The organism is Luteibacter sp. TLI7-4A (assembly GCF_056754745.1).
The window spans coordinates 434,893-450,001 of record NZ_JBPGWO010000001.1 but is presented as its reverse complement, the minus strand read 5'-3'; the positions used below and the strand labels follow the sequence as shown (position 1 = coordinate 450,001).

10 protein-coding genes are annotated in these 15,109 nt (G+C 65.1%); 7 read left to right on the top strand and 3 right to left on the bottom strand.

Annotation, left to right across the window (positions count from 1 at the left end):
* Nucleotides 1–106: 106 nt before the first annotated feature.
* The 6 genes from ACR9Y6_RS02040 (at nucleotide 107) to ACR9Y6_RS02015 (ending at nucleotide 9,865) form a co-directional block, all read left to right on the top strand.
* A complete protein-coding gene (locus tag ACR9Y6_RS02040) occupies nucleotides 107–1,609 on the top strand; it encodes an aminotransferase class III-fold pyridoxal phosphate-dependent enzyme (protein WP_481279764.1) in 1,503 nt (500 codons plus the stop codon).
* Between the two features lie 50 nt (nucleotides 1,610–1,659).
* A complete protein-coding gene (locus ACR9Y6_RS02035; RefSeq protein ID WP_481279763.1) occupies nucleotides 1,660–1,974 on the top strand; it encodes a PsiF family protein in 315 nt (104 codons plus the stop codon).
* Nucleotides 1,975–2,396: 422 nt separating this feature from the next.
* Nucleotides 2,397–3,035 (top strand): uracil phosphoribosyltransferase, encoded by a 639-nt coding sequence (upp, locus tag ACR9Y6_RS02030; protein ID WP_481279762.1) that lies wholly within the window; start codon nucleotides 2,397–2,399, stop codon nucleotides 3,033–3,035.
* A 141-nt stretch (nucleotides 3,036–3,176) separates the two neighbouring features.
* Nucleotides 3,177–5,915, top strand: a complete 2,739-nt coding sequence (locus ACR9Y6_RS02025; protein ID WP_481279761.1) for a lamin tail domain-containing protein — start codon at nucleotides 3,177–3,179, stop codon at nucleotides 5,913–5,915.
* A 166-nt stretch (nucleotides 5,916–6,081) separates the two neighbouring features.
* Nucleotides 6,082–7,851, top strand: coding sequence for a hypothetical protein (locus tag ACR9Y6_RS02020; RefSeq protein WP_481279760.1), 1,770 nt, complete (start codon nucleotides 6,082–6,084; stop codon nucleotides 7,849–7,851).
* A gap of 142 nt (nucleotides 7,852–7,993) precedes the next feature.
* Nucleotides 7,994–9,865: a hypothetical protein gene (locus ACR9Y6_RS02015; protein WP_481279759.1), complete on the top strand. Its 1,872-nt coding sequence runs from the start codon at nucleotides 7,994–7,996 to the stop codon at nucleotides 9,863–9,865.
* An 8-nt stretch (nucleotides 9,866–9,873) separates the two neighbouring features.
* Here the strand turns inward: ACR9Y6_RS02015 and pip are convergent, their stop codons facing one another.
* Both pip and ACR9Y6_RS02005 read right to left on the bottom strand, forming a co-directional pair.
* Nucleotides 9,874–10,830: a prolyl aminopeptidase gene (gene pip / locus ACR9Y6_RS02010; RefSeq protein ID WP_481279758.1), complete on the bottom strand. Its 957-nt coding sequence runs from the start codon at nucleotides 10,828–10,830 to the stop codon at nucleotides 9,874–9,876.
* A gap of 402 nt (nucleotides 10,831–11,232) precedes the next feature.
* A complete protein-coding gene (locus tag ACR9Y6_RS02005) occupies nucleotides 11,233–12,615 on the bottom strand; it encodes an FAD-binding oxidoreductase (RefSeq protein ID WP_481279757.1) in 1,383 nt (460 codons plus the stop codon).
* A gap of 117 nt (nucleotides 12,616–12,732) precedes the next feature.
* Between ACR9Y6_RS02005 and serA the strand changes: the two genes are divergently transcribed.
* Nucleotides 12,733–13,968 carry a phosphoglycerate dehydrogenase gene (gene serA, locus ACR9Y6_RS02000; protein ID WP_481279756.1) on the top strand — a complete coding sequence of 412 codons (1,236 nt, stop codon included), beginning with the start codon at nucleotides 12,733–12,735 and terminating at the stop codon, nucleotides 13,966–13,968.
* A 180-nt stretch (nucleotides 13,969–14,148) separates the two neighbouring features.
* On the opposite strand, the gene ACR9Y6_RS01995 is transcribed toward serA, so the two are convergent.
* Nucleotides 14,149–15,096 carry a GGDEF domain-containing protein gene (locus ACR9Y6_RS01995; protein ID WP_481279755.1) on the bottom strand — a complete coding sequence of 316 codons (948 nt, stop codon included), beginning with the start codon at nucleotides 15,094–15,096 and terminating at the stop codon, nucleotides 14,149–14,151.
* Between the last annotated feature and the right edge of the window lie 13 nt (nucleotides 15,097–15,109).

Sequence of the window (15,109 nt, the reverse complement as noted above, 5' to 3'; positions counted from 1 at the left end):
AACCCGCATGCTATGCTGGCCGAATAATCCCTTTACATATAGATACTTAGCGGCGCCTTAGGGATTGGATCGAAACCGGGCCGCGTCACCAGTCGAGGAGTGGGTTATGGGCGTCATCGATCTTCTGCGCGCGATGCGCGACTTCGGCGGCACGCCGCGCACGCGTGGCCTGCCGGATGAAACGATCGAGCGTTTCGCCGCGATCGACCCTTCCCTCGTTCGCGCCATCGAAGACGCCGTGGCCTATCACCAGGCCTTGCGCGCCGAGTTCGGCGACCTGCTCCGTCTGGACGAGGCCGAACAGATCCAGCGCGTGCAGTCGTCCCTGGTCAACTTCTATCCCGACGACGGCGTGAACCCCTATGTGCCGGCCGCCGCGCGCGGGCCATGGATCGTGACGCTGAAGGGCGCCGTGCTGCACGACAACGGCGGCTACGGCATGCTCGGCTTCGGCCACAATCCCGAGCACATCGTCGAGGCCATGTCGCGTCCGCAAGTGATGGCCAACGTCATGACGGCCAACGTCTCGCAATGGCGCTTGTCCAACGCCTTGTTCAAGGAGCTGGGCCGGACACGTGATGGCAGCCCTTATTCGCACTTCATGTACCTCAACTCCGGGTCGGAATCGGTCACGCTGGCGGCGCGCATCGCCGACGTCAACGCGCGCCTGATGACGGACCCGGGCGCACGCCATGCGGCACGCACGATCAAGCGGCTGGCCGTGAAGGGCGCCTTCCATGGCCGCACCGAACGCCCCGCCCTCTATTCGGATTCGTCACGCCGGAACTACCAGCAACACCTGGCGAGCTTCCGCAACGAGGACAGCCTGATCACGGTCGAGCCGTACAACGTGGCCCAGCTGAAGGCCGCGTTCGCCGAAGCGGACCGCCAGGGCTGGTTCATCGAAGCGATGTTCCTCGAGCCGGTGATGGGTGAAGGCGACCCGGGCCGCGCGCTCACGCCGGAGTTCTACGCCGCCGCGCGCGAACTCACGCGCGAACACGGCACCTTGCTGCTGGTCGATTCGATCCAGGCGGGTTTGCGCGCGCACGGCGTCTTGTCGATCGTGGACTATCCAGGCTTCGAGTCCCTGGAAGCGCCGGACATGGAGACCTTCTCCAAGGCGCTCAACGCCGGCCAATACCCCCTTTCCGTGCTCGCCGTGACCGATCGCGTGGCGGGCCTGTACCGCAAGGGCATCTACGGCAACACGATGACCGCGAATCCGCGCGCGCTCGACGTCGCGGTGGCGACGTTGCAGGAACTCACCGACGAGGTCCGCCGCAATATCCGCGAACGCGGCCAGGAATTCGTCCGCAAGGTCGAAGCGCTGAAGGGCGAGCTTGGCGGCCTGATCACCAAGGTGCAAGGTACGGGGCTGCTGTTCTCCTGCGAGCTGGCGTCGGAGTTCAAGTGCTATGGCGAGGGTTCCACCGAGGAATACATGCGCGAGCGCGGCATCGGCGTGATCCACGGCGGCGCGAACTCGCTGCGCTTCACCCCGCACTTCCGCGTGACGAGCGCCGAGGTCGACCTCATCGTGGACGAGATCCGCCACGCATTGAAGGAAGGCCCGCGCCGCTCGGCCTCGTCGACGAAGGCGGCCTGACCGGCGTAAGCTCCACCCGCCGGATTGCCGGCGTCACGTTGGGGTTCGCCATGCGTACGCAGATTCGTGTCTTCGCCGTAGCCTCCCTCCTCGCTTTCGCTGCCGGCGCGGTCGCCGCGCCGCAGCAAGCACCCGCCAAGAAGGACCTCACGCCGCAACAGCAGCGCATGAGTACGTGCAATTCGCAGGCCGCCGGCAAGAAGGGCGACGAGCGCAAGACGTTCATGAGCAGCTGCCTGAAAGGCGAAGCGCCGGCCAAGACCACGCAGCAGGACAAGATGAAATCCTGCAACAAGGACGCCTCCGCGAAGAGCCTGAAGGGCGATGAGCGCAAGGCGTACATGAGCACCTGCCTGAAGGGCTGAGCAGGCCGAGGCGGACTGGCCCGCTGCCGCGGGATCGCCGACAAGGTCGGCTCCCACCAGGGCACGGATGGGTGGGAGCCACTTCAACTGTGGGAGCCGCTTCAACTCTGGGGCCACTTCAACTGTGGGGCCACTTCAACTGTGGGGCCACTTCAACTGTGGGGACTACTTCATCTGTGGGAGCCGCTTCAGCGGCGATGGGTGCTTGCCTCGACCTGGCCCGCTGCCGCGGGATCGCCGACAAGGTCGGCTCCCACCAGGGCAGAAGTCTTACCAGGGCGGAGGTCCTACCAGGGCATGGGTTTCCACCAGAGTGTAGCAACCGGCTCTGGTGGGAGCCGACCCTGTCGGCGATGCTTCGAAGGCGCCCGGCACCGCCCATGCGACAATTCCCGCATCATCGCCGCCGAATCCGCGCCCCCATGAAAATCGTCGAAGTCCGCCATCCCCTCATCCAGCACAAGCTCGGCCTCATGCGCCGCGCCGGGATCAGCACGAAGGAATTCCGTGAGCTAGCCTCCGAGGTCGCGGCGCTGCTGACCTACGAGGCCACGGCGGACATGGAGACGGAGTGCAAGACCATTGAAGGCTGGGCGGGCCCGGTCGAGGTCACCCACATCAAGGGCAAGAAGGTCACCATCGTGCCCATCCTGCGTGCCGGCCTCGGCATGCTCACGGGTGTCCTGGAAATGATTCCCGCCGCGAAGGTCAGCGTGGTCGGCCTGCAGCGCGACGAGGAAACGCTGGAACCCGTCGCCTACTACGAGAAGCTCAGCGGGGGCATGGACGAACGTACCGCGATCATCGTCGATCCCATGCTCGCCACCGCGGGCACCCTGGTCGCGACCGTCGACATGTTGAAGGCCGCCGGCGCACGGAAGATCAAGGGCCTGTTCCTGGTCGCGGCGCCGGAAGGGCTGAAGCGCATCGAGGCCGCCCATCCCGACATCGAGATCTACGTGGCCTCGATCGACGAGCGCCTGAACGAACTGGGCTACATCCTCCCCGGGCTCGGCGATGCCGGCGACAAGATCTTCGGGACCAAGCAAAAACCGTCCTGAACCCCGGAGTCGCCGTTTCCGTCACATCCCGCTGTCATAAAACTGAGGCACACTCCGCGAGCGAACCGGCAGGGGAACGCCACGTCAGGGGATGGCGCGTGCTTTCGGGTCGCAATCATCAACGACTCGAGGGGACATCGAATGCGTTCGACCACGTCACGGCGCGCCATCTGGGCAGCGCTGGCAGGACTCACCGCCGTACTTCCGTTGCAGGCGGCCGATCTATCCATCACCCAGTTTCGCGTCCGCGGGCCATCCGGCGGCAACGATGAATTCGTGGAGCTGCAGAACACCGGCGCCACACCGCTGGACGTCTCGGGCTACAAGCTCAACGCCTCGAACGCGAGCGGCACCACGGGCACGCGCCTGACCCTTCCCGCCGGCACCACGGTGGCGCCGGGCTGCTTCCTGCTGCTGGCCAACGGCGCCAGCTCGGGTTACTCCGGCAGCGTCGTGCCGGACATCAAGTATTCGACCGGCGTCACCGACGACGGCGGCATCGCCCTGCTCGACGGATCGGGTGCGACGATCGACCAGGTCGGTCTCGGCGCCGGCTCGGCTTATAAGCTGGGTACGCCGTTGGCCAGCCTCGGCAGTTCGAACACCGACCAGGGCTACGCCCGCAAGACCACCGGCAACGGCTTGCCGCAATCCACCGGTGACAACTCGGCCGACTGGGTCAAGGTCGCCCCGACCGCACCCCGCGCCAGCACGTCTCCGTGCGCGGTGCTGGGACGGAGCCTGTCGATCGCCGACGCGACGATCAGCGTGCGCAACGGCGACGACCAGCGGATGCCGTTCACGGTATCGCTGAGCGAGCCGGCTCCGGCCGACGTCACCGTCCATGCCGCGACCGCCGACGACACCGCCACCGTCGCCGCGGGCGACTACGATGCCGTGGACACCACGCTGACCATTCCGGCCGGTGCCACCAGCGGCACCGTCGAGGTCACCGTGCACGGCGCCAAGGCGGCCGGTCCGGACAAGGCGTTCCGCGTGAACCTGTCGGACGTCTCCGGCGGCGACGTGACGATCGCCAAGGGCTCGGCCATCGGCGCCATCCTCAACGAGATCCCCATCGCCGCCGAGATCTGGCAGGTCACCGGCCGTGGCCAGGTGTCGCCGCTCGTCGGCAAGCGGGTTTCCACGCATGGCAATGTCGTCACCGCGGTGGGGCCGGCCGGCTTCACGATCCAGACGCCCGACGACCGCGCGGACGACGATCGCCTGACCTCGAACGGCATCTACGTCTTCACCAGCGGTGCGCCCGGTGTGAAGGCCGGCGACGTGGTCGACGTCGAGGCGACGGTCGACAACTATTTCAACCTGCCGGAACTGAAGAACGCCACGATCACCACCACGATGCACGGCGCCCGCCTGCCCAAGGCGGTGACGTTCGGCAACAACGTGCCGTCGTCGGACCCGAACGCCCTGTCCTGCGGCGAGACGAACTTCCAGTGCTATGTCGGCATGCGCGTCACGATCGACAACGGCATGATCACCACGGGCAACCTGCGCTTCAGCAATGAGCCGTTCGCCGAGGTCTACGTGACCGCCAACGGCAAGCGATCCCTGCGCGAGCCGGGCGTGCGCTACACCGTTCCCGTGCCGGATGGCGTGAACCTGCCGAACTGGTCGGGCAATCCGCAGGTGTTCAAGATGAACACCGCCGACTTCGGTGCCGTCGCGCCCGACACGCCGTTCAACGCGGGCACCACCTTCCGCGCGGAAGGCGTGATGTCGTACGCCTTCGGCATGTACACCTTCATCCCGACCAAGATCGACATCAAGAAGGCGGCGACGTTGCCGCGTGCCGTCGATTCGCGTCCGTTCTACGCCGTGCGTATCGGCGCGCTGAACACCGAGCGTTTCTGCGATACGGACTTCAACACGACCTTCACCTGCAGCGGCGGCGATACCGAGCCGACGGCGGACGAGGTGAAGCTGAAGACCCAGCGCCTGTCGGCCTATATCGGCGGCGTACTGAAGCTGCCGGACATCCTCTCGGTGGAGGAAGTGAAGAGCCTGCAGGTGTTGCAGGGCCTCGCCAAACAGCTGGGCGACGATTATCCGGCCCAGTATGAGGCGATCCTGCAGCCGGGCCACGACCCCAGCGGCATCAACGTGGGCTTCCTCGTCCGCACCGACCGCGTGCGCGTGCTCGACGTCCGTCAGCTCGGTGCCGACGAGACATGGCAGGACCAGGGCCAGACGGCCTTCGTCCACGACCACCCGCCGCTGCTGCTGACCGCGGAAGTGCCCTCGATCGTCGGCCGGATGCGCATCAACGTGATCTCGGTCCATCCGAAGGCACGGCAGAACGTGGACAAGACCGGCAGCACGGCCGATCGCGACCGCCAGAAGCGCTTCCTGCAAGCCCGATCGCTGGCGACCCAGGTGCAGGCGATCCAGACCGATCGGAAGAACCTGCTCGCTCCCCTGCTGGTGGTTGGCGACTTCAACGCCTACCAGTTCAGCGACGGCTTCACCGATGTCGTCGGCCTGATCTCCGGCCGTTACGACGACAGCCAGAACCTGCTGAAGCTCGGCACGAACCTGGTGAAGCCCGCGCTCTGGAACGCCGTGAATTCGGTGCCGCCGGATGACCGTTATTCGTTCCTGTTCACGGAGAACTTCGGCAACATCCAGGGCCAGAGCCCGCGCCAGGTACCGACCCACCAGGTGCTCGACCACGCGCTGCTCAACACGGTCGCGCAGGGCCTGTTCCTGCAGATGAAGTACGGCCGCGGCAACCTCGATGCGCCGGTACAGACGCTGGACGATTCGGCGTCGGCCACCGACGTGCACAAGGCTATCGGCTCGTCGGACCACGACGGTTTCGTGGTCGACATGATCGCGCTGCCGCTGAGCCTGTTCTGATGAAAAGGCGCCCGGCTTCGGCCGGGCGCCTTCTCGCCGCTTCAGCGGCGAAGCCAGGTGTCCTTCGCCCCTACAACCAAAGCGATATGGAACGGGTCACGCGTAACTGAAAGGATGATGCTTGCCGCCATGACGGCGAAAGCACTTTCTCGCAAGGACTGCGAACATGACGCCCTCTACGAAAGCCCTGCTGATCGCGCCTTCCGTGAAGGAGGCGGACGGTGCCTTTCTCCGGCCTGACATGATTCCGCTGGGTCCCAGCGTATACATCCCTGGCTACGACAGAACCGCGATCGGCGACACGATCACGTTGACCTGGACGGGCGGGCCAACGAGCGATGGTCGCTGGACGGAACAGAAGGTGATCGACACGATCGACGACGATATCGTCTTCCACGTTCCCGCCCTGGTGCTCGCAGCCGCCGAAGCGTACGAAGCCGTCACGGGTTATGTCCTGAGGCGACAGGGCAGCGATATCGATGAGCCGTCGGACACGGCTACTTACATGGTGCGGAATCATCCGCCCATACGTACCATCCAGGTGCGGGACCAGAACGGGTTGCCAACGTCCGTCATCGATCATGCGGCCGAATGGTTCGAGGCGGAACTCCCGGAAGAAGTGAGCATTTCCCTTCAGCAAGGCGACGAGATCGTCTTCTGGCTCCGCACCATGGACCTGTTCGCGTCGACGACCATCCTGGCCACCTCGGAAGCGGCGACTATCCGCTTTGACGAGGATAGTGCGCAGCACCCTGTCCGCCACCGGTTCGGCAGGCACATCGTCGTGGCCAATCATGGCAATACGCTGTTGCTGGACTGCGCGATCGTTCGCGCGAATGGATACGTCCAGCACGCGGAGACCAACGTCACACTGACGATCACGCAAGAACCCGTGTCCCTGGGCAAGGTACTGACGGCGCAACTGCATGAGGATGAAGTTTTCCTGGACCGACCGGGATTCGAAGAAGGCCTCGCCGTGTCCATTCCGTACCAGGCGGAAATGAAGGGTACGCACATCCGGTTCTGCCTGGGCGAATACAGAACAAGCCCCATCCCGGCAAGGGAAGGAAAGCTCGTGGAGGGGCTGATCCCCAACGACGAGTTGCATCGTCAGGCCAGCACCAACGGCTATCTCTACTGCCTTGCAGTGAAAGGGAGCGATGCCCAGGAGATTGTCATCGAACGCTCCCTGCGACGGCACATGACCATACGGCACAGCCGAACGGTTCCTCCCTTCCCCGAAGCCGATGTATCCCTGGAAGCACCGTCCATCGATGGATACATACAGGGTCCCATCGACCAGGCGCATTTCCCGGGCGGACCCTTCGCACGCATTCGCGCGCAGGCGGGAATTGCAACGGGAGACATCGTCACGTACCGATTTCACACGCCCGCTGGCTTGCTGACGTGGGAGAACTCGAGCACCATCGGGGACCCTGTCGGCATGGACGTCGTTCGCAGGATCCCCATGGCGAACGTGGCCTATTATCGATACGCGATGCCATCGCTCTACTATTCGGTCGAGAGCGTGGCAGGCGAGCGGCGATTCTCGCCGAGGCTTGAGGTCACGATCAGGGAATACGCTCCTCGCTCTTTGTACCACCTGGCTTGCTCGATGAGGGAAAGCCTGGAGGGCGAGGCGCTGATTCACTGCCCTCCCGATGCTACCCTGCTACTGGTCGTGGAAGGCAACTTCCTCGGACTCGCACTACATGATCGCCTCGTCGTCATGCTGCGGGGGGCCACCATTGAAGCGTCCACGGTCATCGAGAGCACGATCGATACGGAACCGGATTCCCGGTGGACGCTGCCGGTGCCAGCGGCCGTCATCCGGGACAATGCCGGCCACGACATTTTCTATCGCGTAACAAAGATCCGTGGGCGCTACATCGAACACACGCCATTCAGGGCGTTGCACGTCGACGCTCAGGCGTAGGCTTGGGCGACCACGGACGCGCGAACCCGACGTGCGCATCGCGCACCTACAGCGAAAGCCATATGGAAGCCGTCATGGCGGACGCGCACGATGGCACTCCCACCCGTCTGGAGACGGGTCTCGCCACGCATGGAGAGCGACGATGGTCATCTATACGGACGGAACCCTGGCTGCACCCACGGTGGATGAAGCGGACGGCGACTATCTGCGACCGGACATGATGCCGCTGGGCCCGACGGTGAGGATTCCCCTCCATGCGGACAGCGCGCCAGGCGACGAACTCACGCTGACCTGGACGGGCGGTCCATCGAACGACAGCCACTGGACGAGCCGGCGGACACTGGCGGCGGCTGGCGAAGCCTGCGTCTTTCGCGTTCCGTTCCTCGTGCTCGTCGCTGCCAATGCCTACGACATCACCACACACTACGTCCTCCGCCGCGCCGGCTCCGATGTCGACGAGATGTCGTACTCCGCCACATTCACGGTGCGAGACCATCCTGCCTTCTCGTTCTTGCAGGTCTACGACCAGGACGGCGGTCCGACCGACGTCATCGCCCACGATGCCCCATGGTTCGAGGCACGATTGCCGGATGACATCGCCATGTCACTGGTCGAGGGCGACGAGGTCGTCATTTCGCTGAGGGGTGTCGTCAGCCAGCTCGGTTCCTCGATGATCGAGGCCGCTTCCACGCTCTTTAGCCTTCCTGTCACGGCTGCCAACGCGGGATTGCCCGTGCGGGCACGGTTCGCCCACGAACTCATCGTGGCCAACTATGGCGATCGCATGCTGCTCCGCGCCGCGATCGTCCGCAAGAGCGGATATATCCAGTATCCGTTCGCCGACTACGAAGTGACGGTCACCCGGGCTACCGAACTGCTGACGCCGGTGCGCACCGACGAACTGAGCGGCGACGAAGTGATACTCGATCAGCTCGAACCCGGCCAAGGCCTCGCCGTCTCCGTGATCAATCAGGCACAGACCGAAGGGGCCGTCGTCAGGTTCTATCTGGCCGATTCCGGGACGGAGGCCTATCCGGCGGGCGACGGCTCCGTTGTCGATGGAACGATTTCCCGCGAGATCCTGGAACGCCACGGCGACAGCGACTGCCATCTTTATTGCCTGGCGATCAAGGAAGGGGATGACGGTTTCGAGACCATTGTCGGCCGTTCGCCGAGGCGGCGGATCACGATTCGACGCAAGGCCGCCACCGACCCACTGCCTCGCCCCGATCCCCTGCTCGCCATGCCGACGATCGACGGCGTGCCGTCCGGGCCGCTCGATCGGGCAAGGTTTCCCTCCGGTCCGTTCGCACGCATTCCCGCCAGCGCCGATATCATGGAAGGCGACCTCGTCACGTTCGTCCTTCGCGTCGCGGAAGGCGTGGTGGCCTGGAAAGAGAGCATCCTCGTCGATGCCGACCTCGAAGGGTTCGACCTGCTTCGCCGCATACCGCCATGGTTCCTGGACTACGCACAGGACAAGCATGGCTGGCTTTACTATTCCATCGAGCGAAACATCGAGGCGCCTCGCCATTCACCGTCGAGCGAGATCTCCATCAGTGCCTATGTTCCACGCATTTTCTATTCCTATGCGTGCTCGATGAAACGCAGGGAAGACAACGCCAACCTGATCGAATGCCCCGCCGACCAGCCACCCTGGCTCAGCGTGCAGAACGCCGTCTTGCGATTAGCTCCGGGCGAGCGGTTGGTCGTCACACTGCTCGGGAACACGTCCGCGACATCCGCCACGATCGAGGTCGTCATCGACGGCGGGATGGAACCGTGGCTCTTCGTGGATATCCCGGCCGACCTCATCTGGCGCAATGCGGGACGTGTCCTGCGTTACCGGACGACGAAGATTCGTCTTGGTCACATCGACCATTCGCCTTACCAGACACTCGGAGTCCTGCCCATCGAAGGCGGTCGTGCTGGGCCACGGTCGAGGCCCGCCGGCGTCGGTCGGCGCCTGCTGGGACTGTTTCGCCGGGACGTGCCCGGCGAAACGCCGCGGTAAGGTCTTCGTCAGGCGGCGAAACGATCGGTCGCGGCGACCAGTTCCCTGGTGATGCCAGGCTCGAACGCCGAATGCCCGGCATCCTGGACGATGCGCAGGTCCGCGTCCGGGAGGGTCCGGTGCAAGTCCCATGCGCTGCGCGCCGGGCAGACCACGTCGTAGCGGCCCTGCACGATGACCGTGGGGATGTGGCGGATCTTGTGTGCGTCACGCAACAACTGCCCATCGACCTCGAAGAAACCCGCGTTGACGAAGTAGTGACACTCGATGCGCGCGAAGGCGAGGGCGAATTCGTCCTCGCCACTGGAGGCGATATGGGCCGGGTCCTGATAGAGATAACTCGTCGCGCCTTCCCACACCGACCAGGCACGCGCCGCGGCGAGGCGCACCGCCGGGTCGGCACTTGTCAGGCGGCGGTGGTAGGCGCTGATGAGATCGCCGTGCTCCGCTTGGGGAATCGCGGCAAGGTAGGTTTCCCAGGCATCGGGGTATAGCTGGTTGCAACCCTCCTGGTAGAACCACTCCAGTTCGGAACGGCGAAGCATGAAGATGCCGCGCAGCACGAGTTCGGAGACGCGTTCGGGATGGGTCTCGGCATACGCCAGCGCCAGCGTCGATCCCCACGAGCCACCGAAGACCTGCCACTTTTCGATACCCAGGTGCTCACGGACGCGTTCAATGTCCGCGACCAGATCCCAGGTGGTGTTGTCGGTCAGTTCCGCGTGCGGCGTGGATTTGCCACACCCGCGCTGGTCGAACAGCACGATGCGGTATTTCGCCGGGTCGAAGAAGCGCCTGCAACGCGGGTTCGTGCCGCCGCCCGGGCCCCCATGGAGGAACACCACCGGCTTGCCCTTCGGGTTGCCGCTTTCCTCGTAGTAGAGGGTGTGCAGCGGCGACACCTTGAGCATGCCGCTGTTGTACGGCTCGATCGCCGGGTAGAGGGCGGGGGAATCCTGGGCCATGAGGCGGGGTCCTGCGGAGTTTGGGGAAGAAGGGAAGGCTAACCGGGCGCGACGCGGGATGCCACACGTCCATCGCCGCTGAAGCGGCTCCCACAAAGCCGCGCTCCGCCGGCTCCGGTGGGAGCCGACCCTGTCGGCGATCCCGCGACAACGGGCCAGCTCGATGCAACCTGGTGGGAGCCGACCTTGTCGGCGATCCCGCGACAACGGGCCAGCTCGATGCAACCTGGTGGGAGCCGACCCTGTCGGCGATCCCGCGGCAGCGGGCCAGTTCGATGCAACCTGGTGGGAGCCGACTTTGTCGGCGATCCCGCGGCAGCGGGCCAGGTTACGGCAAGCACCCATCGCCGACAGGGTCGGCTCCCACCACAAGGCCGGCTCCCACCACAGCGGATGCCGCCCTTACAAGAGCTTCCCGGGATTCATGATGCCGTTGGGGTCCCACACCGCCTTGATCCCGCGCATCAGGGCGATCTCGGCCTCGCTGCGGACGCTGCCGAGCCAGGGCTTCTTCACCAGCCCGATACCGTGCTCGGCGGAAATCGAGCCGCCGTGCCGTGCGAGGGTCTCCACCAGCATCGAGGTCACGTGCTCGCATTGTTCGACGAACGCCGCGTTGTCGAGATCCGCCGGCTTCAGCACATTGATATGCAGGTTTCCATCGCCGATGTGGCCGAACCAGACGACGTCGAAATGCGGGTACTCGGCGGACAGCAGGTCCTGCATTTCCGCCATGAACGCCGGCACGGCGGAGATCCGCACCGACACATCGTTCTTGTAAGGCTTGTGCGGCGCGAGGCTTTCCGTGATGCCTTCGCGCAAGCGCCACAAGGCGGCGGCCTGCCCTTCGCTCGAACTGATCGCGCCATCGACTACCCAGCCTTCACCGAGGCAGAACTCGAAGAAGGCCAGCGCATCGGCTTCGGCACGCTCGTCGGCCACGTCGAACTCGGTGACCACATAGAAAGGGTGTGCCTCGTCGAACGGCCGCTGCGCGCCGTGCGCGAGCACATGGTGCAACGCCCTGTCGGTGAAGAACTCGAAGGCTTCCAGGCGAAGGCGGTGCCGCGCTTCCGCAAAGACCTTCATCAGCGCATCCATCGCGGGCACCGCCAGCAGCATCACCTGCGAGGGCGGCGGCGGCGAGGTGAGCGACAAGGTGGCCTCGACCACGATGCCGAGGGTACCTTCCGAGCCGATGACGAGGTGGCGAAGGTCGTAGCCTGAAGCGTTCTTGACGAGGCCACGATTGAGGTCGAGCACATCGCCCGTGCCCGTCACCACCTTGAGCCCGGCGACCCACTGCCGGGTATTGCCATAGCGGATCACCCGGATGCCGCCGGCGTTTGTGGCGATATTGCCGCCGATCTGGCACGACCCACGGGCGGCGAAATCCACCGGGTAGAGCAGCCCCCGCTCACGCGCGGCATTGTGTACCGCTTCCAGTGCGATCCCCGGCTGCACCGTCAGCGTGCGGTCGATCGGGTCGAAACCGAGCACGCGGTTCATCCGGTCGAGGCTGAGCACCAGCTCCCCGCTCGCCGCCACGGCACCGCCCGACAGGCCGGTACGGCCCCCCGAAGGCACGACGGCGACTCCCTGCGCATTTGCCCAGCGCACGACGCCTTGCACCTCTTCGATGGACGAAGGCCAGGCGATCGCCAGCGGGACCGGCGTCCAGCGCCGGGTCCAGTCGCGACCGTGGTGCTCCAGGTCGCCTGGGTCGGTCGATATCTTCAGCTCGGGCAAAAAGCGGGCAAGCTCGGACAGGCGCGGATCGGTCATGGGGCGGTTCGCTCGGCAGGGCCCCCAGCGTGCCAGCAGAGACGGCGACCGTCCATGGTCCGCCCCGCCCCGGGTATCTGGCATAGTGGAGTCTTCCCCTCAGGATCGCCCCGGACCATGAAGCGCACGTCGTACCCGAAAGAAGACATCAAGGTGTTGCTGCTCGAAGGCGTCAGCCGGAGCGCCCTGGATACCTTCCGTCAGGCCGGCTACTCACAGATCGAATTCCACGAGAAGTCGCTGCCCGAGGACGAACTTCGCGAGCGCATCGCGGACGCGCACATCGTCGGCATCCGCTCACGCACCCACCTCACCGCCGGCGTCCTGGCCGAGGCACGGCGCCTGATCGCGGTGGGTTGCTTCTGCATCGGCACCAACCAGGTCGATACGGCCGAGGCCGAGCGATTGGGCGTACCGGTGTTCAACGCCCCCTACTCCAATACCCGCAGCGTCGCCGAACTGGTCATCGCCGAGACGATCATGCTGGTCCGTCGCATCCCCGAGAAGAACGCCGAATGCCATCGCGGTGGCTGGTCGAAGTCGGCGGCGGGCAGCTTCGAGGTACGCGACAAGGTGCTGGGCATCGTCGGTTACGGCCACATCGGTACCCAGGTGGGCGTACTGGCGGAATCGCTGGGCATGCGCGTGATCTTCCACGATGTCGAAGCGAAGCTTTCGCTCGGCAATGCCCGTCCGGCGGCGAGCCTCGACGACCTGCTCGAACGCGCCGACGTGGTGACGCTGCACGTGCCCGAAACGCCGCAGACGCGAAACCTCATCGGCGCGGCGGAAATCGCACGCATGCGCCCCGGCTCCATGCTGGTGAATGCCTCGCGAGGCACGGTCGTCGACATCGACGCGCTGGCCACCGCCTTGCGTTCGAAGCATCTCGCCGGCGCGGCGATCGACGTCTTCCCTGTCGAGCCCAAGGGCAACGACGATCCCTTCGTCTCCCCGCTGGTCGGCATGGACAATGTGATCCTGACCCCACACGTCGGCGGCAGCACGGCCGAGGCCCAGGAGAACATCGGCATCGAGGTCGCCTCCAAGCTGGTTCGCTACAGCGACAACGGCAGCACGCTGTCGGCCGTGAACTTCCCCGAGGTGTCGCTGCCGGGGCACCCGACCAGCCGCCGCCTGCTGCATATCCACCGCAACATCCCGGGCGTGCTCTCGCGGGTGAACGAGGTGTTCTCGCGTGCCGCGGTGAACATCGACGGCCAGTACCTGCAAACCTCGTCGCAGGTCGGCTACGTCGTGATCGATGTCACCACCACTGAAGAACATGCCGCCGCGTTGCGTAACGAACTGGCGGCGATCGAGGGCACTTTGCGGGCTCGCGCGCTTTACTGAGTGCGGCGCCGGGCTCGGCTTCGCCATCGGTTTTTCTGCGGCGAGGCAGGGGGAGCCGCTTCAGCGGCGATGGGTGCTTGCGAAAACCTGCCGCGTCGCCGCAACTGACCTCCGCTTTCACAGCCCCCCCACCTCGCGGCCAGGCAAAACACGAGGGCGAAGCCGAGCCTGAAATAGCTTTTAAAGGCCGCCATCGGCGACGACACGGGCGCGTCCACGTTCCTTCGCGAGGTACAGGCGACGGTCGGCTACCGTGATGAACGGCAGCACTTCGTCGCGTTCCGTGGGAACGGTGGTGTGCACGCCCGCGCTCAGGGTCAGGCGCTTTCCGGCTCCGACGCCCTCATGGGGGATCAGTGCCTTGTCGACGAGGTCGAGGCAACGCCAGGCCAACGCCATGGCGTTGGCTTCGTCCGTGCCCGGCAACAGCAACACGAATTCCTCGCCGCCGAACCGGCATAGCAGGTCGCGCGGGCCGCGCACGATGCCGGCAAGCGCCGCCGCCACGCGTTTAAGGCACTCGTCGCCTTCCAGGTGCCCGTAGTGATCGTTGTATTGCTTGAAGAAGTCGATGTCGAGCACGACGACCGAGACGGCCTGCCTGCTGGCCACCGCATCCCGCCATTCGCCTTCCACGATCATGTCGAAACGACGTCGATTGGCGACACCGGTAAGGCCGTCCTTGAACGACAATTCCTCGAGTTCGCGCTGCATGTCGAGCAGGCGCTCTTCTGTGCGCTTGCGTTCGCTGATGTCGAACATGAAGCCGATCAGCGCATTCGGACTTCCGTCCGGATTCCGCACCACGTGCACCACATCGCGTATCCAGACGTACTCGCCATCCTTGCGCAGCGCACGATAATCAGCCTCGTGGTCGACCCCGGCCTGCGACTGGGCAACGCAGAAGTCGAAGACCCATGCGCGATCTTCCGGGTGCATGCGGTCGGCCCAATCCTGCACCGTGACCCAGGACTGTGGCGCCCAACCCAGCAATTCCTCGATCTGCGGACCTATGTAGGCGAAGCGCAGGGTCTCCCAGTCGATCTTCCAGGGGATGGCACGCGTGGACTCCAGCAGGGTCTTGTACACCCCGATGTCCTCCTCGCGGATGATGTCTTCGATGCTCATGGCGCCCCCCGGG

Bases quoted from the DNA above. Each gene is read 5' to 3' on its own strand.
- ACR9Y6_RS01995 (WP_481279755.1), bottom strand. From the start codon at position 15,096: ATGAGCATCGAAGACATCATCCGCGAGGAGGACATCGGGGTGTACAAG.
- pip (WP_481279758.1), bottom strand. From the start codon at position 10,830: ATGGCCCAGGATTCCCCCGCCCTCTACCCGGCGATCGAGCCGTACAAC.
- serA (WP_481279756.1), top strand. From the start codon at position 12,733: ATGAAGCGCACGTCGTACCCGAAAGAAGACATCAAGGTGTTGCTGCTC.
- ACR9Y6_RS02005 (WP_481279757.1), bottom strand. From the start codon at position 12,615: ATGACCGATCCGCGCCTGTCCGAGCTTGCCCGCTTTTTGCCCGAGCTG.
- ACR9Y6_RS02040 (WP_481279764.1), top strand. From the start codon at position 107: ATGGGCGTCATCGATCTTCTGCGCGCGATGCGCGACTTCGGCGGCACG.
- ACR9Y6_RS02020 (WP_481279760.1), top strand. From the start codon at position 6,082: ATGACGCCCTCTACGAAAGCCCTGCTGATCGCGCCTTCCGTGAAGGAG.
- ACR9Y6_RS02025 (WP_481279761.1), top strand. From the start codon at position 3,177: ATGCGTTCGACCACGTCACGGCGCGCCATCTGGGCAGCGCTGGCAGGA.
- upp (WP_481279762.1), top strand. From the start codon at position 2,397: ATGAAAATCGTCGAAGTCCGCCATCCCCTCATCCAGCACAAGCTCGGC.
- ACR9Y6_RS02035 (WP_481279763.1), top strand. From the start codon at position 1,660: ATGCGTACGCAGATTCGTGTCTTCGCCGTAGCCTCCCTCCTCGCTTTC.
- ACR9Y6_RS02015 (WP_481279759.1), top strand. From the start codon at position 7,994: ATGGTCATCTATACGGACGGAACCCTGGCTGCACCCACGGTGGATGAA.